Here is a 24,464-nt window from a genome sequence, read left to right as displayed (position 1 = left end):
CGCCTCGGTTTTAATCACTTAGCCTTAAAAAGACTGCTCAAAATGACTAAAAATATCCATGACCAACGTATTCTGATCTTGGACTTCGGTTCTCAGTACACTCAATTAGTAGCACGTCGCGTACGTGAAATCGGCGTTTACTGTGAACTATGGAGCTGGGATGTAGAAGAAGCGGATATTCGCGAATTCAACCCAGATGGCATTATCCTATCTGGCGGTCCAGAAAGCGTAACGGAAGAGAACTCTCCACGCGCGCCTCAATATGTGTTTGATTCTGGTGTTCCTTTGCTTGGCGTATGTTACGGCATGCAAACCATGGCGGAACAGCTAGGAGGCAAAGTAGCGGGCTCTAACGAACGTGAGTTTGGCTACGCTCAGGTTAAAGTTTCTGGTGAATGTGCTCTATTTAAAGACCTTGAAGCAACTCAAGACGTTTGGATGAGCCATGGCGACAAAGTAGTAGAGATCCCAGCCGATTTCGTAAAAGTTGGTGAGACAGACACTTGTCCTTACGCTGCGATGGCGAACGAAGAGAAGAAATACTACGGCGTTCAGTTCCACCCAGAAGTGACACACACAAAAGGTGGCCTACAAATGCTTGAGAACTTTGTTCTTGGCGTATGTGGCTGTGAGCGTCTATGGACATCGGAATCTATCATCGAAGACGCGGTTGCTCGCATTAAAGAGCAAGTGGGTGACGACGAAGTTATCCTAGGCTTATCTGGTGGTGTGGATTCATCCGTTGTTGCGATGCTGGTGCACCGCGCAATTGGCGACAAGCTAACGTGTGTATTTGTCGATAACGGTCTACTTCGTTTAAACGAAGGTCAACAAGTTATGGATATGTTTGGCGATAAGTTCGGCCTAAACATCATCAAAGTTGATGCAGAAGATCGTTTCCTTGAAGCACTGAAAGGCAAGTCTGACCCAGAAGAGAAGCGTAAGACAATCGGCCACGTATTCGTAGATGTATTCGATGAAGAGTCGAAAAAGCTAAAAAATGCAAAATGGCTAGCGCAAGGTACCATCTACCCAGACGTAATCGAGTCTGCGGCATCTAAGACTGGTAAAGCGCACGTGATCAAATCACACCACAATGTGGGCGGTCTACCAGATGAAATGGAAATGGGTCTTGTTGAGCCACTACGTGAGCTGTTCAAAGATGAAGTACGTAAGATTGGTCTAGAGCTAGGCCTGCCTTATAACATGCTTTACCGCCACCCATTCCCAGGTCCAGGTCTAGGTGTTCGTGTTCTTGGTGAAATCAAGAAAGAATACTGTGACTTGCTACGTCGTGCTGATGCTATCTTCATTGAAGAGCTTCACGCAGCTGATCTATACAACAAAGTATCTCAAGCGTTCACGGTATTCCTACCAGTACGTTCTGTTGGTGTAATGGGCGATGGCCGTAAGTACGATTGGGTTGTGTCTCTGCGTGCGGTAGAAACTATCGACTTCATGACTGCTCATTGGGCGCACCTACCATACGACTTCCTTGGTAAGGTATCTAACCGTATTATCAACGAAGTTGATGGCATTTCTCGTGTTGTTTACGACATTTCTGGTAAGCCACCAGCGACTATCGAGTGGGAATAATGCTCCTTTAAGAAAGGTCTGGCATTAACAGGCACCAAATCATACTTAAGTCCGCGTAATTGCGGACTTTTTTTGCTTTTGGCTTAGTCATTTTTGGCAATGTCTGGCAACGCCAAGCACGGTTTGACCGTGGTATTTTGATGGGTATGATTCATCGGTAATGCCATGGATTACGCCCGATACCATGCTGAGTGTTTTTGATGGGACATGGTATTAAATTTACATATCTATCTGTTTTATAAATATTAATCTCTATTTTTTTAGAGGTTTTTCAGCATGGTATCAAACAAGAATAAAAGGTCGAAACATGCTGACTGATACCAAGCTACGCAATCTCAAACCCAAAGATAAACTTTACAAAGTCAATGACCGTGATGGCCTCTATGTTGCTGTCACTACCGCAGGCTCTATCTCTTTTCGCTACAACTACTCGATCAATGGCAGACAAGAAACTATTACCTTTGGTCGTTACGGAGTAGGAGGCATCACGTTAGCTGAAGCGCGTGAGCGTCTCAATGAAGCGAAGCGAATGGTTACTGATGGAAAGTCACCGGCCAAAGAGAAAGCACGTGCTAAGGCGAGAACGAAAGATGCTGAAACCTTTGGTGCCTGGGCTCAGAAATGGCTGCGTGGCTATCAGATGGCCGAATCTACCCGGGATATGCGTCGCTCAGTCTATGCACGAGAGTTAGAGGGCAAATTTGGCAATCAGAAGCTGACCGAAATCACCCATGAAGATCTGCGAGCACTGACTGATGCGATAGTAGAGCGTGGCGCGCCCGCAACGGCTGTACACACGCGTGATATTGTACTCCAGGTGTATCGGTGGGCAATTGAGAGAGGGCAGAAAGTTGAGAACCCGGCAGATTTGGTGAGGCCTGCAAGTATCGCTCGGTTTGAGCCAAGAGACCGAACATTAACACCTGCTGAGATCGGTTTGATGTACCGCTATATGGAAAAGGTAGGAACCACGCCTTCGATTCGTGCTGCGGTAAAGTTGCTTTTGCTGACTATGGTACGTAAAAGCGAGTTAACCAATGCAACTTGGAGTGAAATTAACTTTAGCGAAGCGTTGTGGACAATCCCTAAAGAAAGGATGAAACGACGTAACCCGCATCTGGTGTTTTTGTCACGCCAGGTGATGGATATTTTGATCGCCTTGAAGACATTTGCCGGTGGATCTGATTACATTCTTCCTTCCCGTTATGACTCAGATGCCCCAATGAGTAGTGCAACGATGAATCGAGTATTGGCATTGACGTATAAAGCTGCTCAGAAAGATGGTCAGTCCTTAAGTAAGTTTGGACCGCATGACCTACGTAGAACAGCGAGTACACTGCTGCATGAAGCTGGATACAACACGGATTGGATAGAAAAATGCCTGGCGCACGAACAGAAAGGGGTGAGGGCAGTTTACAACAAAGCTGAATATCGAGAGCAACGTGCATCAATGCTACAGGACTGGGCAGATATGATTGATGAGTGGACAATGAAAACATATTTATCTCATTGATTTGTATGTCACTTACTCTTTGCTAAGATGAGTTACTTTGCCGTATAAATTCAAGGTGAAAACTGTTATATTGAGTACTAAGTTTTTATAACTTAACCATTGTTTAAACGCATATGTTCTTAAAACAGACTTCGGCTAGAAAAATAAATGAATAGAACAGCATATTATAACTATATTGATGAAAAAATTCATACCTTAGCTTACAGAATCGAAACCAACGGTAAGCTAAATATGTTGCATTTGCATATGCACTCAGAAAGCTTCTACTTACATCTTTTGAATTTATTATACGGTTATGAACTTGAAAACCTCAATAAGGTTTTACAGAATGTTGAAGCTATTGACTTAATTGATCATAAAAACAAAATAATTATCCAAGTGTCTTCTACTTGCACAAAAAACAAAGTCGAGTCTGCTTTAGAAAAAGAAATAATAAAAAATTACTTAAGTTATAAATTTAAGTTTATTTCAATATCAAAAGATGCGTCAAATTTAAGGAAGAGTAAATTTAAAAATCCACATGGAATTTCTTTTTCACCATCACGAGATATTATTGATATAACATCAATATTGAATGAGATTTTACAAAAAGATATAGCTGGACAAATGTCTGTTTATAGTTTCATTAAAGGTGAGTTAGGCAATGGTGTTGATGTTGCGAAGTTAGACTCTAATCTTGCTATTATTATAAATATTCTAGCAAAAGAAAATTGGCATGGTAATGTGGGTGAGTCTACTGTCAAACAGTTTGAAATAGAAAGAAAAATATCTCATAATGAATTAGATAGCGCTAAAGATTTGATAGAAGAATATAGCCTGTTCCATGGGAGAGTTGATTCTAAATATTCTGTTTTTGATAGTCAAGGTAGTAACAAAAGTAGTTCTGTTTTGGCGACAATTAAGAGAGAGTATATTAAGTCTAAGAAAGGAGCTTCTGATTCAGATGAAATATTCTTTAATGTCATTGAAGTGCTAAAGAATAAAGTTATTGAAAGTGCTAATTACAGTGAGATTCCTATAGATGAACTTGAGTTATGTATAGATATACTAGTTGTAGATGCATTTGTTAGATGTAAAATAATGGATAACCCGGAAGGATATAGTTATGCTGCTTCCTGATAATATTCATCCAGATAATAGTGTTTATTACAACGGAGCTATTGTTCTTAAAATTCTTCAAGAATATAAGAAAGTAGAGTTATTAGAGCTTTATGAAAAAGTAAGAGAAGTAAAAACTATATCATTTCCATTGTTTATATTATGTCTAGATTGGTTATATTTGATTGATGTGGCGGTTTTAAACTCGGGTGACGTTGAATTATGTTTATAAAAAAAATTATTATAGCCACTCCATCTCATATTATTCGTGAGATACCTTTCCATAAGGGGTTAAATCTTGTTGTTGATGAGAGTGATGGTCAGGTAACTGGTAATAGTGTCGGAAAAACTACCGTATTGAAGTTGATTGATTTTTGTCTTGGAGCCAAGCCAAAAATCATATATGAAGACCCTGAGAATAAAAAAGAGATCTATTCACTAGTCAAAGGCTACCTAGTGGATAATAATGTATCAATATTTCTCTATTTATCAGAAAATTTAGACGATGAGAACTCAAGAACAGTTGTTATAGAAAGGAATTTTCTCGCTAGAAGTAAAATTATAAGAAAAATAGATGGGATTAAATATACCGAGAGCGAATTTGAAGATAAACTCACGGAAATATTTTTTCCTAGCCAAGTTGGGAAAAAACCAACATTTCGTCAAATTATATCACATAATATTCGCTATAGTGATCTCAGTGTATCTAATACATTAAAAACACTCGATAATTATACTAGTGATGCAGAATATGAAACTTTATATCTGTATTTATTAGGGTGTGATTTTTCTCAGGGAAGCTCTAAACAGAAGATTCTTCAAGATATACATCAAGAAAATGTGTTTAAAAATCGATTGGAAAAAGTACAAACAAAATCAGCGTACGAAGCTGCGCTTGCTATTGTTGAGACTGAAATTGATGAGTTAGATAGAAAAAAATCTTCATTAAACATTAACGAGAACTTTGAAAGAGATCTTAATAAACTAAACAAAGTTAGATATGAAATTAACCGCGTAAGTAATGATTTGGGTAACCTTAATTTAAGGAAAGATTTAATAGAAGAAACAAAATCAGAGTTATCTTCTACTGCTTCTTATATTGATTTATCTCAATTGGAATCAATCTATAATCAAGCTTCTAATAATTTAGGTAAATTAAATAAGACTTTCGGTGAGTTAGTAAGTTACCATAATAAAATGGTGAATGAACGAATTTCTTATATTACAAAAGAACTTCCAATAATAGAAAGTAAAATAAAGTCAAAAAATCATGAATTAAATAATTTTTTGAAAGTGGAAAAAGATTTAGCAGAACTGGTGTCGAAAAGTTCCTCCTTTGAGGATCTTGAAGTGCTAATATCGAAACTTAATGATAAGTATCGTGATAAAGGCGAGTTTGAAAGTATTATAAGTCAATTGATAGAGGTTGAAGAAAATATACAAAATTATGAGTCACAATTAAGTGATATAGATAATGAATTGTTTTCTGATGAATTTGAGGCAGTGGTTAAACAGCAGGTTAACAGATTTAATAAGCATTTTTCAGCCACGTCCCAGAATCTCTATGGTGAAAAGTACGCTTTAAAATATGATAAAATAATAAATAAAAAAGGTCAGAGATTATACAAGTTCTCTGCGTTTAATACTAATTTTAGCTCAGGAAAAAAACAGGGTGAAATTTCTTGTTTTGACATTGCTTATACTCTTTTTGCAGATGAAGAAAATATACCGTGTATGCATTTTTTATTAAATGATAAAAAAGAGCTAATGCATGATAATCAACTAGTAAAAATAGCTGATTTAGTTGATAAAAATAACGTTCAATTTGTTGCGTCAATTTTGAAAGATAAATTGCCAGATTCTCTAAATAATGAAGATTATTTTGTGGTTAAACTATCTGAGAGTGATAAATTATTTAGAATTGAGTATTTAGAAGATTAAGTTTTTAACGATTGATATAGTTACTAAGGATAAGGTTAGTCGATGATCTTATCCTAACCTTACCTTCTAAGATTCTGACAGGGTTTGGATATTCATAGTTTAAACTCATCACGTATGGTTCCCAAGGCTTTAGAAACTGCCTGGTTTGACAAAAGCTTACCCGTGATTTCACCCAGCAATATACCAATATCTTCATTAGATTTGTTCTGTTTGCGAAGAACCAGCATGCGTTTTTTATTGTCCGTTATCCGAGAATCTACCATCTTGCGCGCTAAATTGCGCAGTTCGGGTACATTAGTTGGGGCCAGTGAAGAGTTCAGCATGAAGTGATAAAAGTACTCATCAATTAATCTATCTCCGGACTTAGCGTTATGACGGTCTGGATGAGCGATTTGGCGTCGTAATCTCAAGACTTCTTTCTCAAATTGTTCTGCAGAGCGCTTGGCTTGCTTATATAGAGAGTTCCATCGGCCATGAAGCTTGGGACGATGGTTTAGACAGTAATTCGTACTCAGATCTGGTCGCTTTTTCTTTCCGTCTTTTTCATCATTGTCACGATCATTGTTTTCTCTCTCAATATATCCGTGTTTCGTCCATGTATGCATGAACTGTGAAAACTCTGTTGGGCTTCCACACAAGGCACACAGTCGTGTTTTTTTATCCGACTTTAAACTGATATCAGGCGCTAGTTTTGATCTATTAGGTTTCTTTCCTTCACAAATCATAAACAATGATTTGAGCATATCCTGAGTCGATATGAATAGTATGTCTTGCTCTGTGTGGGAGCTCTTATCAACAAAGTCGCGTAAATAAAAGTGAATTTGGTCGGCCGTATAACGAAAACCTCTCAACTTGATGAGAGCACTATAGTTACACTTTTCTCTTGAGATAGGGCAATAGGACAAATACTGGTTTGGAAGGCTACTCAAGTATTCCGATACCACGGGATCAATCACCTGTTTAATCAAGTTTATGATGCTGTGGCTTTTAGACTCTTCCGAGTATGAATGCCATTTCTCCCTAAAAATGCGAATGGCATTTGCCACAGAGTTGTCAGAATTCTCCCATACAGGAATATAAAACGGACCTAGTCGTTCTGACGCATCCATCTCAGTTTCAAATATTTTCATATCCAACTTTTTTGTCCAATGATTAGCCTAATCTACAGGCAGCTCCTGGCATTATCAACCCAAGAATGTTGAAAAGGAGAAGGTTATGAATCCATCAATGACAAACAAAACGCTGATAAATCGCAAAACCTTACTCAGCATGATCCCTTTGTCTGATCGAACCATCTATAACCTGGAACAGCGCGGTGAGTTTCCTCGTCGTATTGTTCTGACCAGCCGAAGTGTTGCTTGGGACCTGGCTGAAGTGGAGAACTGGATAGAAGAAAAGCGCAGGTCTGCGTTAAAAGCCGCAAGACCTGGTTTTATTTGGTAAGTCTGAGTTCACATGACGCTTAAAGATGTAACGGATGTTCAGGCTAGGGGAACTATTCGGCAAAAAAGTGCCTCGGGTGCCAGCGGTAAACTAGAGCTAAGCACGAAATATATAGACAACATCATAGCAATCCAGGAGTGCAGTGCTCAGGAGGCTAATGAACTCGGTTTTATTGCTCGGCTTCTGATTCAAGCAACCATACCGCACAGTAAGCCAGAATCGAATGAGTGGAGTCGGAAGAATGGTAATTTCACAATGCACATGATGGCCCCCTCATCTGTAGGTTTGCCTTACGGTTGCTATGCACGTTTGCTTCTGGTTTGGATGACCACTCAAGCAGTAAGAAACAAGTCCAGATTGGATAAGGGTTATATCGGTGAGACAGAGGCGCGTAGGCTTGAATTAGGGAATTCTCAGAGAAGCTTTATGGCCGAACTAGGGTTATCGGGAACTGGGGGGAAAGATGGTTCTATTCCGCGTTTGCGTGAGCAGATGAGCAAACTTTTTAAAACCACCATTAGCGTTATGTTTACGGAACATAATGAAGGTGATGAATATATTTCTGAGGATGAGATTGGTGCCAGAGTAGCGGATGTTTCACATATATGGTGGAGCACAAAGCATCCAGATCAAAATTCATTATGGGGCTCTTGGGTAGATCTGTCGCCAAAGTTTTTTCAACTGATAACAGATAAACCAGTTCCTCTAGATATGAGGGTATTACGGTTGATTAAGCGTTCTCCTATGGCTCTCGATATATATTGCTGGGCAACATACCGAGTCAGCTATTTAAAACGTTCAACAGTCATTCCCTGGGAAGGACTAATGGACCAAATAGGAGCCAATTACCCTAATACTCCTCAGGGACATCGAGATTTCAGAAAACGGTTTCTCGATGGGCTTAAAAAGGTTCAGTATGCATGGCCAGAGCTAGATGCTACTTCAACCGAAAAAGGATTGCTTTTGAAACCAAGTGCTCCACAAGTACCTCGACGGACAAAGCGATAGAGTGAACGGTATGAAACAGTATGTACGCACCATTCTAGATGTTATTAAGCCTGGGTATTTAGAAAGTTATCCACGCATGTTCTGTCCCGCTTTAAAGGGGGTATTTTGCGCATGTTCTGTCCCGGCTTACGCATGTTTTGTCCCGGAGTGCGCATGTTCTGTCCCGCAAAGTGCCAAAAAGTTTTTTAATAACAGGTGGTTGTAGAACTCCCTATAGTACTTTCCTGTAGGTATACCTATATAAAAATTAACCTGTAGTTAAGCAAACAAATATTGTGGATAAGATTTATAAAAATAAACTGCTTAAAACTGTCAATGAAATCATTTTTTGGGAAGTTATGTATTTTCAACTACATGAAAATAAAGTGTTTTTTATTCTTTTTTTCTTGGCGTCTAAACATTCATTGACACTTGAGGGGCAGTTAAACACGAAGGCTTTGAATTTAGCCTAGAGCGGAAAGTGTTAGGAAAGCTGTGTTTTTCTGTGTCGTGATATTGGAGTAAAGCCAACACGCATAAATCGCTGTAGACCGCTATTTTAGCGCTATTGAATCATTATAAGTGCGCTGTCATATCGCTATAAGTATCGGACTTATCGGGTAAACATGGTTTACACGGGAATAAACAGTTAAATGCAGAGAAATGCACAAGGGAATGCATAACTTTCCATGATAAAACCAAAGTTGAAATGCGGGCAGGATGTGTGAAGTAGGCACACCATGCAAGCATGGCGAAGCCTCTTCACTTTGGACTTATTCGCACCTTCGGAGCTCAACGTTAATCCTGCCCTGCGGGGCCAGAAAGAGGAGGCAAAGCATGGGGAACAGCACGAACAAGATCACTCGAAAGAATAGCCCACCGATTAAGGTTTACTGTCTGCCAGAGGAGCGTGAGTTGATCGAGTCGCTGTCTGTGCAAGCAGGTCTTAGTATTTCTACTTATCTACGTGAAGTCGGCCAAGGTTATCGCATTCAAGGTATTACCGATGTAGAACAGGTACGCGAACTGGTAAGAGTGAATGGTGACTTAGGGCGTTTGGGTGGTTTGCTTAAGTTATGGCTTAGTAATGATGCCAAGGTAGCGAATGTGGGAGTCAATACAATCTTAGCGGTGCTTAATCGTATTGAAGCGACGCAAGATCAAATGAGTTCACTTATGGAGTCTATTCTTCGCCCGAGGGCGGACCAATGATCGCCAAGCATGTACCGATGCGTTCTCAGGGGAAATCTGACTTTGCGGGCTTGGTGAATTACATCACCGATCACCAGAGCAAAGAGCATCGACTCGGTAACGTTCGTTTAAATAACTGTGAAGCGAAAACCGTGCGCGATGCGATCAGCGAAGTGTTAGCAACTCAATTCGCGAATACCCGAGCGAAGAGTGATAAAACCTATCACCTCATAGTGAGCTTCCCTAATGGTGAACAGTTAGAAGCGCATACTTTGGCCGCGATAGAAGAGCGCATTTGCCAAGGGTTGGGTTATGGCGAGCATCAGCGTGTCAGTGCTTTACACAACGATACGGACAATCAACATATCCATATCGCAATTAACAAGATTCACCCTACTCGCAACACAATCCATGAGCCGAACTACCCGCATAAGAAGCTAGCGGAAATGTGCGAGGCCATCGAGCAAGACTATGGCTTACAGCCGGATAATCATATACCGCGCAAGCGCGGGGCGGAATCTCGTGCGATGGATATGGAGCGCCATTCGGGTATTGAAAGCTTAGTGGGCTGGGTGAAGCGCGAATGCATGGACGAGATTAAATCAGCCAATAGCTGGCAGGCGTTGCACCAAGTCATGCAGGACAATGGTTTGCAGTTAAGAACCAGAGGAAATGGCCTAGTGATCGTTGCCGATGGTGAAGCGATCATCAAAGCGAGCACCTTGGGACGTGAGTTTTCTAAACCCAGACTCGAAGCGCGCCTTGGTCCCTTTGAAGCGACTGCATCGGGTTCTGTTAAGCCGAGCCGCCAATATACACACCGACCTGTTCGCTTAAAGGTGAATACCACCGAGCTATATGCCCGTTATCAAGCAGAGCAGAAACATGCCGCAGAGAGTAAAACGCAAGCCCTTGAACAGGCCCGCCGTGATAAAGATCGACAGGTTGAAAACGCCAAGAGAAAAGGGCGAGGCCGTCGTGCGGCGATTAAGTTAACTGGCAGCAATAAGCTTACTAAGAAGCTTTTGTACAAACAGGCCAGCAATGCATTGAAAAGCGAGCTTGAGCGCATTCACAAGCGTTACCAAGAGCAACGGCAAACGATATATCAAAGCAATAAACGCCAAGCCTGGGCGGATTGGTTAAAAAGCCAAGCATTGCAGGGAGATAGCGAAGCCCTCAAAGCGCTACGTAGCCGAGAAGCGGCACAAAAGCTTAAAGGCAACACGCTAAAAGGGGATGCAGTTCAGACAGAGCTCAAAGCAACGGTCGATACGATTACGAAAAAAGGCACCATTATTTATCGAGCAGGTAACAGCGCCGTGCGTGATGATGGTGAGCGTCTACAAGTGTCGACGGCTTCCAACCAAACCAGTGTTTTAGCTGCGCTAAAGGTAGCAATGGAGCGTTACGGTGATCGTATTACCGTGAATGGCTCGCCTGAGTTCAAGGCGCGAGTGATCAAGGCGGCAGTAGATGGCAACCTGTCTATAAAGTTTGCCGACCCAGGGCTAGAGCGTCGCCGTCAGGCATTAATAGCCCAGAGCAAAAAGGCCAAACGGTCAGATAAGCCTGGTGTGTTACCGATTGGCAAAGTGCCACCTTCACGCCGTGGCCGGTTGCAGAATCTATCTCAGTTAGAGGTTTTAGCTATTCAGTCAGCCCCTGTAACTGAAAAAGCGGTGGTCATGCCAGCATTAGAGCAGCGTAAAGCCAAGCTGCAAGCTGAGCAGGCAGCTAAAAAAGCGAAACGACAACATAAGAGCCGATCACGTTGATGTGATGGCATAGGAATCGACGGAAGCCCTAACCGCTTCGGTTGGTAATGACACCGATGTTTAACCCTATTTGACCGCGCGTTTAACGGTGTCGCGCTGGTCGGGCGCCGAGATAGTAAGTGGCGAGCTAGCTCTGTACAGGCCCACATTCACCGCTGGTAACGGCAGGAGTAGAGATCAAGTTTCTACAGGTTGGTGAATGCAACTTTTAGTCATAACAACTAAGAGTAATTAACCATGCTAAAACGAAAAATTTTAGCGGCTAAAATTCCCGTGCTTGCCATCTCCTTGGCGTTAAACCTTTCTAATCCTGTATATGCGGGGATTCCGGTTGCTGATGGTACGAATCTAGTTCAGAACATCATGTCGGCAATGGAAGCTGTTACACAGACTGCTAAGCAAATTCAGCAGTATCAAACCCAGTTGCAGCAGTATGAAAACATGCTGCAAAACTCGATGGCCCCGGCTTCTTATGTTTGGGACCAAGCGCAACGCACCATCAACGATTTGAATCAGGCTACCAACACACTCGCCTATTACCAAAACCAGCTTGGTAGTCTCGATGCGTACCTGGGCAAGTTCCAGGACGTGGCCTATTACCGCAGTTCGCCCTGCTTCTCGTCAGTGGGGTGCAGTGATGCTGAACGAGCCGCAATGACCGAGAACCGACGCCTTGCGTCAGAATCGCAGAAAAAGGCCAACGACGCACTGTTTAGGAGTCTGGAACAGCAGCAAGATAACTTGGAAGCCGATGCCCGCCAGCTCAATCGCCTGCAATCTGGTGCTCAGAGTGCGGACGGCCAACTGGCTGCGATTGGTTATGCTAACCAGCTCGCTAGCAACCAGGCCAACCAGCTCCTGCAAATCCGCAGCTTGCTGATCGCTCAGCAGAATGCCGTTGGCACACGAATGCAGGCGGATGCTGACCGAGAAGCGCAATATCAAGCGTCCCGTGAAAGGTTGTTCGATATGGGTGAACCAACCGACCGTTCAGAAAACAGGGGGTTTTAATTATGAAAAATATCACACGAGTTTTTATCGTTAGTGCGTTGGTCTCCTTCGTTCTGGTGGGATGCGGTGAAGATGACGGGCCCAAGCCTGCAACGATCGACTGTGACAACCCAAACCTAACGAAAGAGCAGAGGGAAGAAGGACATTGCTTTTGGGATATGGGCGAACCCACTGACCGCTCCAAGAACAAGGGATTCTAATCATGAGCAAGGTATTCATTCGACTTGTGATGACTCTGATCGTTTTACTGACTTCGCAAACAGCATCAGCGGCCATTGAGCCTAATGGTGTTTTGGATGAAGTGGCCGTGCGTTTCATGACAGCAAGTGCTACTTGGGGCACGGTAATTACAAACTATGCCGCCTGGCTGTTCTGGACGCTGGGCACTATATCCCTTGTTTGGACTGGCGGGACCTTAATTCTTAAACAAGCGGATATAAGGGAGTTCTTTGCCGAGTTCGTGCGCTTCATTTTGACGTTTGGTTTCTTTCTCTGGTTGCTCAGAAACGGCCCAGATTTTGCCACGTCAATCATCGACTCATTGAGAACGATCGGTGCTCAAGCCGGTGGCCTTTCGAGAGACCTAACTCCGTCAGAGCCTATTAGTATTGCGTTTGACATTATTGTGAAAGCTGGTGAGTCCTATAGCATCACAAGCCCGATAGATAACTTGTCTATCTTCTTAATCACGCTGGCAATTTTGGCGTGTATGGCGGTAGTGGCGGCAAATGTGTTGTTGGCTTTGGTGACGGCTTGGATATTGGTCTATGCCGGTGTTTTCGTGCTGGGGTTTGGTGGTTCGCGTTGGACTTCAGATATAGCAATCAACTACTTCAAAAGCGTATTGGGCGTTGCTTTGAAGTTGATGACAATGACGTTGCTCATTGGTATTGCCATGTCGATCATGGACGGTTTCTATGCCGATTTATCCAATGATGCCCCTATGCGTGAACTGCTGGTGATCTTTGTCGTTTCACTGGTTCTCGTGATGCTCATTCACTCGGTTCCCAATGTGGTTGCCAGCCTAGTCCCTGGAGGCGGCGCGGCGGCAGGTGCTGGCAGTATCAGTGCTGGGGCGATGGCCGGAGCGGCTGTTGCTACTGGTGGTATGGCTGCCGGTGCCGCAATGGCTACCGCCGGCGGAGCGTCTGCTATTCAGGCTGCATTTGCAAAAGCAGGCGAGAACGTAGCGAATAATACTGACGTTATGTCGAGCCTGGGCGGTGCATTTAGCGGCGGCGGCGATTCTGATGAAGCTGGCTCCTTTACCCAAGCTTCCGGTCAATCTTCTAGTGGTGGCGAATCCTCTGGCGGTTTTAAAGGTAGCGCTGTAAAAGCGGGGCGTATTGCAGCGGATACCGGTGCAAATTTGATGAAGGGAATGGGTGATATGGCCGGGGATAGAATCAGCGGCACTACAGGAGGTCGTCTAGCTAGCTCGATCCGAAACAGCACGAAAGATGACGGGGATAGCGATGACCAGGAGGGCGACTGACGACGCTTCCCCTGCATTTGACAACGATAACTTAGGCGGTGGCAGCACTGGCTGGATGAATCAAACCGGCGGCTTTGATGGATTATCCAGTGAGGACCAGGAAGAAGCCCGACAAGCACACGCAGAATGGCAAGAGCGCGATCTGGAAAAGCACACCTTCGACGTTGAGGACTATGTGTCGTATGCCCAGGAACGCCAGCAGGAGCGCAACGAAGAGGTTGCCAGTTTTGTTAAAAAAGGTCGCATGACCTAACTAGATAAGGATTACTCATTATGGAGTTTAGCTTTCCACCTCAAAACCTTGCGGAGTTATTTGGTTTCTTCGCCGTGATGTTCATTGTGATGCTTGCCTTCTATTTTTTTGGGCAGTGGTTGCACAACATCAGGCACGGGCCGAAGATGAAAGCCATTGCCGACAAAATGGAGGTATTCCAAAACAAGCTGGCCGGGCGTGCCTACAAGGACATGACGAGATCGGTCGATCAAATCGACAAAATGAGACGCTGGCCGGTTGGTCGACGCAAGTAGTTAGAAAGCACACGGGCCGGTGATGGTGCACCGGCCCGCATTTCCACATACCACCTGACCGAGAGGTGACACATGGCAACCACACATAATATCGAAGTTGAGCAAGTGATATATCAAGTAGCTGTTGAGTTCACATTTCAATTAAAGGAAACTATATTAGTTTGATCTTTATGGAAAAATAGAAAAATGGATGCATCAGGCTTACTTACGGTTATCGCAGTTCTACTTACGGGAGCTGCTCTTCTCCCAAGGAGAGTTATCCTTGATTTAGTTATTCGAATGACAATTATTGATTGGATAATAGTTTTTATCTTGTCAGTTTCTAGCCTTTATTTATTGTTTCTTGATGTCCTGATCAATAATAACATGGCTTTACCATTTAGTTGGTTATTCGGTTTTGATAAAGAAAGCTCGTTGTTATTAGTATCTATTGTGGCCATATTGTACGCAATATTAAAGATAAATGGCTCTAGAATAAGTAGAAAGAATTTTCGTAAGTTAAATTTAACAACTAGCCAATTACTAAAAGATAATAATTTCAAGGATGTTTCATTTTTCGTCGATAAATATTATTTCCAATTAAGAAGATATTGTTTATATAAATCAGTTTTCGTTCGTTTTGGAAATTTAATAGAGCCAAAATCAGAACTGATAATATTTGAATTTAGGCAGAATGAAAAATCACGGATTGAAATTAAAATTAATGAATTAAGGAGCAAGGTTTCCAATTTTTTTCCAAAAACTTATTGGCTTTCAAATGAGGTGAAAGAGTACTTTCTCTACTTATATAAATCTAGATCTTATATGCATCATTTAGCAATTGCTAATCCAGTTCTTGGTGTGAAAATTTTGACTAAAGATTTTTGTTCAGAGTCAATGTACAGACACGAGTTCTTTAAATTTTTGATTAGCAATTCGGTTAGTCCTCTTTATAGAGAGTTAGCTTTATGTCAATGCATTACTACAACAGACTGCTATGAATTAGATCCAACGAATGTACTATTAACAGAGTTGTTTTCTGATGTTTCTGTTGCCCATGATATGGAAGTTTATCAATCAATTTATGATTATGTCTCTGATTTTATTGAATTAACTGGGAAGGATAATTCCTACAATGTTCCCCACATAAATTACTACGATACCGATAAAGCATTCAGTTGCCCTATTTATATGTCGATCCATTTTTTTGACGTTATGATAAGAGCTTCAGTTGAACAAGCATATGAGCACCATTTATATCCAAATAAAATATTTCTATTTGTTAAGAATATAGTAGAACAACTTGATTACAGCCTTGTCGATGATATTGATTGTGAATTTCCAACTAGATACGACAGGTTAATTTATGAATCATTTTCTGTAACAAGTTCTTGGCTTGAAATGGTTAAAGACAGAATGAAACAAACTTTAAAGTATGATTCTTATCTTATTATTGAGTCATATGCTTTAATGCTGAATGAGGTTTTAGCTAGTGATAAGTTTAATGAAGATAAGAAAAGTTATTATTTGAGTATAGTTTTGAGAACAATGAGAGAATTTGATAAAGAAGGTTATTTTTCTCAATGTGAATATATTTCTCATATTGTCTTAGCTAGATATCAATATGGGGTCAAAGATGAAAAACTAGAGAGAATAGTGAAAGGTCTTAGACACAATATAAGTAGGGATGACTTTGAACTATCAGCTATGATTGATAAATATTTTTGATGTTAAGTATCATAATGTCTTGTGATAAAGCTCACGGGCTGGCAATGGTACACCTGCCCGCTTTTATTATATATCGTATTTTATATAGGTACTTGATTAATAAAATTTAATTCATGGTAATTTGCTATGTTTTAGGCTGCGATGCAACATTCAGTATCGCTTTAAACTCTTCTAAGCTATTTTTTGTCGTACTACCAAACAAGCGTTCATAGCCAAGAAAAAGAGCTGTGAGAACAACCGCTGAACTAAAAAGGATGTCATTCCCCAAGGCTTTTATAGAAGCAGCGAACAGGACACCAACAATAATGAGGAAAAAGTCTCGCTCTTTATGTTTGGATATATGAGTGTCTATAAGCAACTTCGCTTCAGCTATATCATCCTCCTTCAATTTATATCTAACCACTGCATGCTTTAAATGTTTCAACCACTTAGAGTTAAATTCTTTCTCGATACTTAGCAGTATTTCTAGCTCTTGATACTTAGTAGATTCTTTAGACCGAGCAAACCAACTTTTTGCTGTAAACCAACGCTCTTTGAATAACTTGTCCCGTTCCTTTGTGTAATCTCTTAGGTATTCTTCTATCCAAGACAATATTCTTCTCCCTTAATTGATAAATAACGAATGACATGAGTTTCTCTCTTGAAACATAGTCGCTCTTATTTGGTGATTTTTGGATGCTGTCAGGATTGTTTTAGATGCATCTTTATCAACGGCTACCAAATAGGTGTGGATGCGGCATCATAGAATTCTATATCTATGCGACGGTCAAGAAATCTATCTGCGTTTGCCATTACTTCTCGGTTTAAGTCCTGGTTCTCATCTCCAAAGATACTGATGAAGACTTTGTTTACTCTACTACGATTAATCTGATCGAATATATGTCTGTCGTTATGAGCTATTGAGTGACCATGAATGTAGAGAGTGCCTCTCAGTTCACCCAACGCTTGGTAGCAAGCATTTAGATATGGGTTATGTTTGATTTTCTCAAGCTTCTTTTGGTAGGTGGGTTCAGACACAAAAAGGGGAAACTCTCCTGCATCTAACCATCGTCTTACTTGGTCAACGATCGCATCCCAATCTTCTTGGTCATAAACCCGTTTATAAATACCTTGCTCAGTATTGTAGAGATGGAGGCCCCCGTGTAGAAAGTGCAAGTTTTGAGTACGTTGTTGCCATTCATCGCCATTAAAACCATCTTTCATACCACACCATCGATCTGGTCTAAAGGGAGGTAGATTCCATTTGTTTACAGCCCAATACAAAAGTAAGTCGTAATTGAGAGAAAATATATTGTTGAAACGAGTGAGGAATCTTCTAGTTAAGGTGAAACTATCATCCGCAATGGCTCCGGGGCGGTGAGGATGAGTATTAGCAATTACCTCAATAAGTGAGTCTTTTAACTGCTCTTGGTCAGCTTGAATCTGTTCAATGATATCTATGTTCACGTCATAGGTTTCGCAAACTTTTTCCGCTGATTGCAGAGCATGCATTATTTTTTCAAAATCAAAAGTATCAAAACGATCAAATATTTCTCTCAGCTCTCGGTCGCTGTCTCTAAAGTTGGCTTCATCGAACAAATTTTCATAATTGAATGTTCTATTGTTCCATGCCCGAGAAAAGCCATTAGCAAGCAGTATTGACGGCTGCTCCCTTTCTTCTAGTTGCTGAAGAGTATCTTCATAAGTCTGTAGTGGCATCGATGCATCCTTTTTGTTATGTAATTATATTTTTCAAGCAATTAACTCAACACAATGCAACCACACCAAAATAAAAAAATCATCTGTAAAGTTTTATGATAATGCTGAGCACTTAGTTAGTATGTTTCAGCAAACAGATCGTGTAGATTGATAATTTAGATGGCATTCTAGGGTATATATGTTGAACGGGCATGTAATGTTTCACATTGGCTAAGGGTGCTTGCGATTTAGAAATTTAACAACAAGAGTCAGTACCACTTACTCTGACTCGGCATTGGTGACACCTTACTTGGTCGAGGATTTACTCGGCTTTAAGCCCGGAGTGTTTCCTGGAGTTTTTTTGTTGTCACGTCGACGTTGATCTGGTTTACCAGTCGACTTGGCTATTGGTTTTGGTCCTGGTTTCAAACCCATGATTTGATCCTTTTATTTAACGAGGTTATTCCTCGTTGTATAATCTTTGGGCAGTATTGATGGCTTTCAAGATGTGTATGAAAAACAATCTAAAAATATCCCCAAGGTTTCTTGCTGGTAACTCATGTTTTGATGCGTTTTAAAATGTACTGCGACAAGTTGGAGGCACAAGATGGATAGAATTACCTCGGGTCCACGACGGCTTAGTGTTGAAGAGATACAAGAGCTTCGTCGTGATATGCAAGAATCCTCAGCTTGGGCCAAAGTAGAACTAAAACGCCGACGAGACGCAAAAAATCAAAAAAATTCTACGCATGGTATAGATGATGGTATCGAGAAAGGTTGCATTTCTAACTAGCTGTTATTCCGATGTATTTTGTGTCCGTTGATATTCGAGTGGGAGTGACGGGCACTGGCTGGCAATGTCTAGCAACGGCAGGCATTTCGGCTGAGGGTAAAAGAACTTTCCGCTAAGCGATAGACTGTATGTAAACACAGTATTGCAAGGACGCGGAACATGCCTCATGTGGCGGCCAGGACGGCCAGCCGGGATCGGGATACTGGTCGTTACCAGAGCCACCGACCCGAGCAAACCCTTCTCTATCAGATCGTTGACGAGTATTACCCGGCATTCGCTGCGCTTATGGCAGAGCAGGGAAAGGAATTGCCGGGCTATGTGCAACGGGAATTTGAAGAATTTCTCCAATGCGGGCGGCTGGAGCATGGCTTTCTACGGGTTCGCTGCGAGTCTTGCCACGCCGAGCACCTGGTCGCTTTCAGCTGTAAGCGTCGCGGTTTCTGCCCGAGCTGTGGGGCGCGGCGGATGGCCGAAAGTGCCGCCTTGCTGGTTGATGAAGTACTGCCTGAACAACCCATGCGTCAGTGGGTGTTGAGCTTCCCGTTTCAGCTGCGTTTCCTGTTTGCCAGCCGGCCCGAGATCATGGGGTGGGTGCTGGGCATCGTTTACCGCGTCATTGCCACGCACCTGGTCAAGAAAGCGGGCCATACCCACCAAGTGGCCAAGACGGGCGCGGTCACCCTGATCCAGCGTTTTGGATCGGCGCTCAATCTGAATGTTCACTTCCACATGCTGTTTCTCGACGGTGTGTATGTCGAGCAATCCCACGGCTCAGCGCGTTTCCGCTGGGTCAAGGCGCCGACCAGCCCAGAGCTCACCCAGCTGACGCACACCATCGCCCACCGGGTGGGTCGCTATCTGGAACGGCAAGGCCTGCTGGAACGGGATGTCGAAAACAGCTATCTGGCCTCGGATGCGGTGGATGACGACCCGATGACACCCCTGCTGGGGCACTCGATCACTTACCGTATCGCTGTCGGTTCACAGGCGGGGCGAAAGGTGTTCACTTTGCAAACTCTGCCGACCAGTGGTGATCCGTTCGGTGACGGGATTGGCAAGGTAGCCGGGTCCAGCCTGCACGCCGGCGTGGCGGCCAGGGCCGATGAACGCAAGAAGCTCGAACGGCTGTGCCGGTACATCAGCCGCCCGGCGGTATCCGAGAAGCGGCTGTCGTTAACACGAGGCGGCAACGTGCGCTACCAGCTCAAGACGCCGTACCGGGACGGCACCACGCACGTCATTTTCGAACCATTGGATTTCATTGCAAGGCTGGCCGCCCTGGTACCGAAGCCCAGAGTCAACCTAACCCGCTTCCACGGGGTGTTCGCACCCAACAGTCGGCACCGGGCGTTGGTCACGCCGGCAAAACGGGGCAGGGGCAACAAGGTCAGGGTGGCTGATGAACCGGCAACACCAGCACAACGGCGAGCGTCGATGACATGGGCGCAACGGCTCAAGCGTGTTTTCAATATCGACATCGAGACCTGCAGCGGCTGCGGCGGCGCCATGAAAGTCATCGCCTGCATTGAAGACCCTATAGTGATCAAGCAGATCCTTGATCACCTGAAGCACAAAGCCGAAACCAGCGGGACCAGGGCGTTACCCGAAAGCCGGGCGCCACCGGCTGAGCTGCTCCTGGGTCTGTTTGACTGACGAGCCTGAAGGCCAACGATACCAATCAAAATGCTGCGTTCACAGCGCCGCGGCAGGGATCCGCCGTGCTGGTTGTCGGAAAAGGAGCCGCTAGTGGGAAAGAGGAGGGTAAATTTTCAGCGTTGCTGGCTCCCCGTCAGCCGGATTGGGTTGCATCGCAGGGGTGTCGAAAGAGTCAACTGCGGTCCAAAGCTGTTGGACTTGGGTGAAAAGGGCGTTTATTCTTCCTATACGTTCATTAGGTCATCTAGCCTTTCTTCCGCAGGTTTTGTTCTTGGTTTTTTAGGGGGTAATGTCATAGGGTTTGTCTCTTAATATCTTGTGCTAAAAGCAAATCTGATAGGGGTATCATAGCACTTAATATTGATATGCTAAAACTTAGCTCGCTGGTAGCTTCGCTATTTTAACTATCTTTTTGGTGCTTCTATAAAAAGATAAAATAAATACAATCAATAAAACATACATTATCGCACCAATCATCCATATCCAGCCATCCCAACTTGCCAGTGTTTGACCAAAAATAAAGCTAAATAATAATGGGCCGATCACCCCCGTCGTATTGGTTAAGCTGACTAGAACGCCTTGTAGCTTACCTTGGTTAGTTTGATTGACTTGAGCTGACATTAACCCCTGTAAGGCTGGTAGCGCAATACTGCCGCCGGCGAGTAAGATTAATGTAGGGTAAATCATCCAACCCTTTGTCAATAATGACAAAATAATGAATGCTGCTCCATCAACAACAAAGCCCACAATAATCGTCACTTTTTCATTGAATTTCTTGGCGATTGCGCCCGCTACAAATGCTTGGAACAAGGCATGCATGATGCCTAACCCCGCTAAAGATAGGCCGATCTCCATACTGCCCCATTGAAAACGATGTTCCGTAAATAACACCCATGTCGTTGCTGGAATTTGCCCTATCATTTGAGTCATAAAAAAGATAAATAACAATAGTATGACTGGCTTGATCACTTGCAGGAAAGGTCGCGAATTTTCTGCTGTTTCTGTGGTGTTTTTTTCAGTATTTTTGATTTTATTATCTTTAAATATCAACATAATAACTAAAAAAGAGAGCGCATTTAAAATGGCAGCAATAATAAAAGGAAGATGAGCTGAGAATTGCCCTGTAAAGCCGCCAATTGCAGGGCCAGAGATTAACCCGACACCAAAAGCCGCCCCTAAGCGTCCAAACCACTTAGTACGCTCTTGTGAAGCAGTATTGTCAGCAATAACAGAAGCGGCGACCGCACCTGTTGCGCCAGTAACTCCAGAAATTAATCGCCCAACGTATAGCATCCAAAGTGAGCTAGATAATGCAAGCAAAGTGTAATCCACAGCAGCGCCTGCAAGAGATAGTAGTAATATTGGTCGGCGCCCGAATTTATCAGACCATTTGCCAAGTAGAGGAGCAAAAAAAACCTGCATGATGGCATACAGTGCCAGCAGGATACCGTAATGATTTGCTAAATTTTCAGCCGACACGTATTCACGTAACAATGTAGGCAATACAGGCATGATCAAGCCGATCCCCATAGCATCTAGGGCGGTGATCGTTAAAGCGGTGATCGCAAATTTATTCATCGTTTTTTCTCTATCATTGATAGAGTTGGAATATATCCCTATCAGTGATAGAGTGTCAATAGAAAAAAAGAGAGGGCAGTATGGCGCGATTAGATAAAGAAACCATCATCACAGTGGCATTAGAGTTGCTAAATGAAGTGGGAATGGAAGGGCTGACAACGCGAAAACTAGCTCAAAAACTGGGCGTAGAGCAGCCTACACTATATTGGCATGTGAAGAACAAGCGCACATTGTTGGATGCATTATCTGTTGAAATGCTAAAGCGTAATCATCGTCATTCATTACCCGCAGTTGGGGAAACGTGGCAACAATTTTTACGTAATAATGCATTGAGCTTTCGTGATGCATTATTAAGTTACCGTGATGGCGCAAAAGTGCATTTAGGGACTCGCCCGAGTTCAGACCAATATGACACCGTAGAAATGCAGTTGCAGTTTATGGTGGACAATGGTTTTTCATTAAAATGTGGGTTATATGCAATAAGCGCGGTTGGTCATTTTACGTTAGGTTCTGTGTTAGAGCAGCAAGAACATATCGCAGCACTTAATGATAGGCAACAAATAGCAGATGATACGATGCCTCGACTATTAAAAGATGCTTTGCAAATTATGGATCAAGATGATGGCACAGAGGCTTTTTTATTTGGTTTAGAAGCATTGATTAATGGTTTCGAAAAGCAGTGATAAGGTGTCTGTGTTTTTAGGCTCGCACAATAGGGGGGATTTGTGCGAGTGGTGGATTTATTTAGAACATTGTTTTTCAATTTGGCGTTTTTGTTCTACCAATTTTTTAGCTGTTGCCATCGCGAGTTGTTCATCGGCTTGCATTTTTGCTAAACACAGTATTGCAAGGACGCGGAACATGCCTCATGTGGCGGCCAGGACGGCCAGCCGGGATCGGGATACTGGTCGTTACCAGAGCCACCGACCCGAGCAAACCCTTCTCTATCAGATCGTTGACGAGTATTACCCGGCATTCGCTGCGCTTATGGCAGAGCAGGGAAAGGAATTGCCGGGCTATGTGCAACGGGAATTTGAAGAATTTCTCCAATGCGGGCGGCTGGAGCATGGCTTTCTACGGGTTCGCTGCGAGTCTTGCCACGCCGAGCACCTGGTCGCTTTCAGCTGTAAGCGTCGCGGTTTCTGCCCGAGCTGTGGGGCGCGGCGGATGGCCGAAAGTGCCGCCTTGCTGGTTGATGAAGTACTGCCTGAACAACCCATGCGTCAGTGGGTGTTGAGCTTCCCGTTTCAGCTGCGTTTCCTGTTTGCCAGCCGGCCCGAGATCATGGGGTGGGTGCTGGGCATCGTTTACCGCGTCATTGCCACGCACCTGGTCAAGAAAGCGGGCCATACCCACCAAGTGGCCAAGACGGGCGCGGTCACCCTGATCCAGCGTTTTGGATCGGCGCTCAATCTGAATGTTCACTTCCACATGCTGTTTCTCGACGGTGTGTATGTCGAGCAATCCCACGGCTCAGCGCGTTTCCGCTGGGTCAAGGCGCCGACCAGCCCAGAGCTCACCCAGCTGACGCACACCATCGCCCACCGGGTGGGTCGCTATCTGGAACGGCAAGGCCTGCTGGAACGGGATGTCGAAAACAGCTATCTGGCCTCGGATGCGGTGGATGACGACCCGATGACACCCCTGCTGGGGCACTCGATCACTTACCGTATCGCTGTCGGTTCACAGGCGGGGCGAAAGGTGTTCACTTTGCAAACTCTGCCGACCAGTGGTGATCCGTTCGGTGACGGGATTGGCAAGGTAGCCGGGTCCAGCCTGCACGCCGGCGTGGCGGCCAGGGCCGATGAACGCAAGAAGCTCGAACGGCTGTGCCGGTACATCAGCCGCCCGGCGGTATCCGAGAAGCGGCTGTCGTTAACACGAGGCGGCAACGTGCGCTACCAGCTCAAGACGCCGTACCGGGACGGCACCACGCACGTCATTTTCGAACCATTGGATTTCATTGCAAGGCTGGCCGCCCTGGTACCGAAGCCCAGAGTCAACCTAACCCGCTTCCACGGGGTGTTCGCACCCAACAGTCGGCACCGGGCGTTGGTCACGCCGGCAAAACGGGGCAGGGGCAACAAGGTCAGGGTGGCTGATGAACCGGCAACACCAGCACAACGGCGAGCGTCGATGACATGGGCGCAACGGCTCAAGCGTGTTTTCAATATCGACATCGAGACCTGCAGCGGCTGCGGCGGCGCCATGAAAGTCATCGCCTGCATTGAAGACCCTATAGTGATCAAGCAGATCCTTGATCACCTGAAGCACAAAGCCGAAACCAGCGGGACCAGGGCGTTACCCGAAAGCCGGGCGCCACCGGCTGAGCTGCTCCTGGGTCTGTTTGACTGACGAGCCTGAAGGCCAACGATACCAATCAAAATGCTGCGTTCACAGCGCCGCGGCAGGGATCCGCCGTGCTGGTTGTCGGAAAAGGAGCCGCTAGTGGGAAAGAGGAGGGTAAATTTT

Annotated in this window: 23 protein-coding genes; 19 read left to right on the top strand and 4 right to left on the bottom strand. The window is 44.0% G+C overall.

The genetic code is table 11. From position 1 onward, the window contains the following. The first annotated feature begins 42 nt into the window (after nucleotides 1-42). The 5 genes from guaA to R7Q46_RS20450 all read left to right on the top strand — a co-directional run bounded on the left by guaA (nucleotide 43) and on the right by R7Q46_RS20450 (nucleotide 6,148). Nucleotides 43-1,596, top strand: a complete 1,554-nt coding sequence (gene guaA / locus R7Q46_RS20470; RefSeq protein WP_213871969.1) for a glutamine-hydrolyzing GMP synthase — start codon at nucleotides 43-45, stop codon at nucleotides 1,594-1,596. A gap of 307 nt (nucleotides 1,597-1,903) precedes the next feature. Continuing rightward, entirely contained in the window at nucleotides 1,904-3,109 is a 1,206-nt protein-coding gene (locus tag R7Q46_RS20465) for a tyrosine-type recombinase/integrase (RefSeq protein ID WP_031430517.1), read from the top strand. 147 nt (nucleotides 3,110-3,256) lie between these two features. Next, nucleotides 3,257-4,228 (top strand): ABC-three component system protein, encoded by a 972-nt coding sequence (locus R7Q46_RS20460; RefSeq protein WP_031430519.1) that lies wholly within the window; start codon nucleotides 3,257-3,259, stop codon nucleotides 4,226-4,228. Beyond that, the gene (locus R7Q46_RS20455) at nucleotides 4,215-4,439 is read left to right on the top strand and encodes an ABC-three component system middle component 6 (protein ID WP_000926259.1); all 225 of its coding nucleotides are present in this window, start codon (nucleotides 4,215-4,217) and stop codon (nucleotides 4,437-4,439) included. The genes R7Q46_RS20460 and R7Q46_RS20455 overlap by 14 nt, the downstream gene beginning before the upstream one ends. Further along, nucleotides 4,430-6,148 carry a DUF2326 domain-containing protein gene (locus R7Q46_RS20450; RefSeq protein WP_031430523.1) on the top strand — a complete coding sequence of 573 codons (1,719 nt, stop codon included), beginning with the start codon at nucleotides 4,430-4,432 and terminating at the stop codon, nucleotides 6,146-6,148. The genes R7Q46_RS20455 and R7Q46_RS20450 overlap by 10 nt, the downstream gene beginning before the upstream one ends. 92 nt (nucleotides 6,149-6,240) lie before the next feature. Here R7Q46_RS20450 and R7Q46_RS20445 read toward each other — a convergent pair whose 3' ends face one another. Then, entirely contained in the window at nucleotides 6,241-7,278 is a 1,038-nt protein-coding gene (locus R7Q46_RS20445) for a hypothetical protein (protein ID WP_031430525.1), read from the bottom strand. Nucleotides 7,279-7,363: 85 nt separating this feature from the next. Here R7Q46_RS20445 and R7Q46_RS20440 point away from each other — a divergent pair, with 85 nt between their 5' ends. The 10 genes from R7Q46_RS20440 to R7Q46_RS20395 all read left to right on the top strand — a co-directional run bounded on the left by R7Q46_RS20440 (nucleotide 7,364) and on the right by R7Q46_RS20395 (nucleotide 16,288). Continuing rightward, the gene (locus R7Q46_RS20440) at nucleotides 7,364-7,591 is read left to right on the top strand and encodes a helix-turn-helix transcriptional regulator (RefSeq protein ID WP_001069954.1); all 228 of its coding nucleotides are present in this window, start codon (nucleotides 7,364-7,366) and stop codon (nucleotides 7,589-7,591) included. 12 nt (nucleotides 7,592-7,603) lie between these two features. Further along, a complete protein-coding gene (locus R7Q46_RS20435) occupies nucleotides 7,604-8,599 on the top strand; it encodes a replication protein RepA (RefSeq protein ID WP_031430529.1) in 996 nt (331 codons plus the stop codon). Nucleotides 8,600-9,415: 816 nt separating this feature from the next. Then, a complete protein-coding gene (gene traJ, locus R7Q46_RS20430) occupies nucleotides 9,416-9,790 on the top strand; it encodes a conjugal transfer transcriptional regulator TraJ (RefSeq protein WP_030000430.1) in 375 nt (124 codons plus the stop codon). Continuing rightward, nucleotides 9,787-11,547: a TraI/MobA(P) family conjugative relaxase gene (gene traI, locus R7Q46_RS20425; RefSeq protein ID WP_031430533.1), complete on the top strand. Its 1,761-nt coding sequence runs from the start codon at nucleotides 9,787-9,789 to the stop codon at nucleotides 11,545-11,547. Before traJ ends, traI begins: the two co-directional genes overlap by 4 nt. A 237-nt stretch (nucleotides 11,548-11,784) precedes the next feature. After that, nucleotides 11,785-12,558 (top strand): P-type conjugative transfer protein TrbJ, encoded by a 774-nt coding sequence (gene trbJ / locus R7Q46_RS20420; RefSeq protein ID WP_004729338.1) that lies wholly within the window; start codon nucleotides 11,785-11,787, stop codon nucleotides 12,556-12,558. A gap of 2 nt (nucleotides 12,559-12,560) precedes the next feature. Further along, a complete protein-coding gene (locus R7Q46_RS20415; RefSeq protein WP_030000427.1) occupies nucleotides 12,561-12,758 on the top strand; it encodes a hypothetical protein in 198 nt (65 codons plus the stop codon). A 2-nt stretch (nucleotides 12,759-12,760) separates the two neighbouring features. Further along, complete coding sequence (gene trbL / locus R7Q46_RS20410) at nucleotides 12,761-14,053, top strand: P-type conjugative transfer protein TrbL (protein ID WP_031430538.1); 1,293 nt, start codon at nucleotides 12,761-12,763, stop codon at nucleotides 14,051-14,053. 55 nt (nucleotides 14,054-14,108) lie between these two features. Continuing rightward, nucleotides 14,109-14,306, top strand: a complete 198-nt coding sequence (locus tag R7Q46_RS20405; protein ID WP_031430540.1) for a hypothetical protein — start codon at nucleotides 14,109-14,111, stop codon at nucleotides 14,304-14,306. 20 nt (nucleotides 14,307-14,326) lie between these two features. Further along, nucleotides 14,327-14,581: a hypothetical protein gene (locus tag R7Q46_RS20400; RefSeq protein ID WP_031430542.1), complete on the top strand. Its 255-nt coding sequence runs from the start codon at nucleotides 14,327-14,329 to the stop codon at nucleotides 14,579-14,581. A gap of 186 nt (nucleotides 14,582-14,767) precedes the next feature. Further along, complete coding sequence (locus R7Q46_RS20395; protein WP_031430544.1) at nucleotides 14,768-16,288, top strand: hypothetical protein; 1,521 nt, start codon at nucleotides 14,768-14,770, stop codon at nucleotides 16,286-16,288. 124 nt (nucleotides 16,289-16,412) lie between these two features. On the opposite strand, the gene R7Q46_RS20390 is transcribed toward R7Q46_RS20395, so the two are convergent. Together R7Q46_RS20390 and R7Q46_RS20385 are read right to left on the bottom strand one after the other, a co-directional pair. After that, entirely contained in the window at nucleotides 16,413-16,880 is a 468-nt protein-coding gene (locus R7Q46_RS20390) for a hypothetical protein (RefSeq protein WP_031430545.1), read from the bottom strand. 122 nt (nucleotides 16,881-17,002) lie between these two features. Further along, on the bottom strand, nucleotides 17,003-17,986 hold the full coding sequence (locus R7Q46_RS20385; RefSeq protein ID WP_031430547.1) for a DUF4917 family protein: 984 nt from the start codon (nucleotides 17,984-17,986) through the stop codon (nucleotides 17,003-17,005). Between the two features lie 586 nt (nucleotides 17,987-18,572). On the opposite strand from R7Q46_RS20385, the gene R7Q46_RS20380 reads away from it, so the two are divergent. Both R7Q46_RS20380 and R7Q46_RS20375 read left to right on the top strand, forming a co-directional pair. Next, nucleotides 18,573-18,758: a hypothetical protein gene (locus R7Q46_RS20380; protein WP_031430549.1), complete on the top strand. Its 186-nt coding sequence runs from the start codon at nucleotides 18,573-18,575 to the stop codon at nucleotides 18,756-18,758. A gap of 159 nt (nucleotides 18,759-18,917) precedes the next feature. Continuing rightward, nucleotides 18,918-20,411 (top strand): IS91-like element ISVsa3 family transposase, encoded by a 1,494-nt coding sequence (locus R7Q46_RS20375; protein ID WP_001120888.1) that lies wholly within the window; start codon nucleotides 18,918-18,920, stop codon nucleotides 20,409-20,411. 378 nt (nucleotides 20,412-20,789) lie between these two features. On the opposite strand, the gene tet(59) is transcribed toward R7Q46_RS20375, so the two are convergent. Continuing rightward, a complete protein-coding gene (tet(59), locus tag R7Q46_RS20370) occupies nucleotides 20,790-21,992 on the bottom strand; it encodes a tetracycline efflux MFS transporter Tet(59) (protein ID WP_001031679.1) in 1,203 nt (400 codons plus the stop codon). Nucleotides 21,993-22,072: 80 nt separating this feature from the next. On the opposite strand from tet(59), the gene tetR reads away from it, so the two are divergent. Together tetR and R7Q46_RS20360 are read left to right on the top strand one after the other, a co-directional pair. Next, nucleotides 22,073-22,675, top strand: coding sequence for a tetracycline resistance transcriptional repressor TetR (tetR, locus tag R7Q46_RS20365; protein ID WP_000113092.1), 603 nt, complete (start codon nucleotides 22,073-22,075; stop codon nucleotides 22,673-22,675). Nucleotides 22,676-22,853: 178 nt separating this feature from the next. Continuing rightward, nucleotides 22,854-24,347: an IS91-like element ISVsa3 family transposase gene (locus R7Q46_RS20360; protein WP_001120888.1), complete on the top strand. Its 1,494-nt coding sequence runs from the start codon at nucleotides 22,854-22,856 to the stop codon at nucleotides 24,345-24,347. Nucleotides 24,348-24,464 lie beyond the last annotated feature (117 nt).

The organism is Vibrio sp. 811 (assembly GCF_033339195.1).
This window is presented reverse-complemented; position numbering and strand designations above follow the sequence as displayed.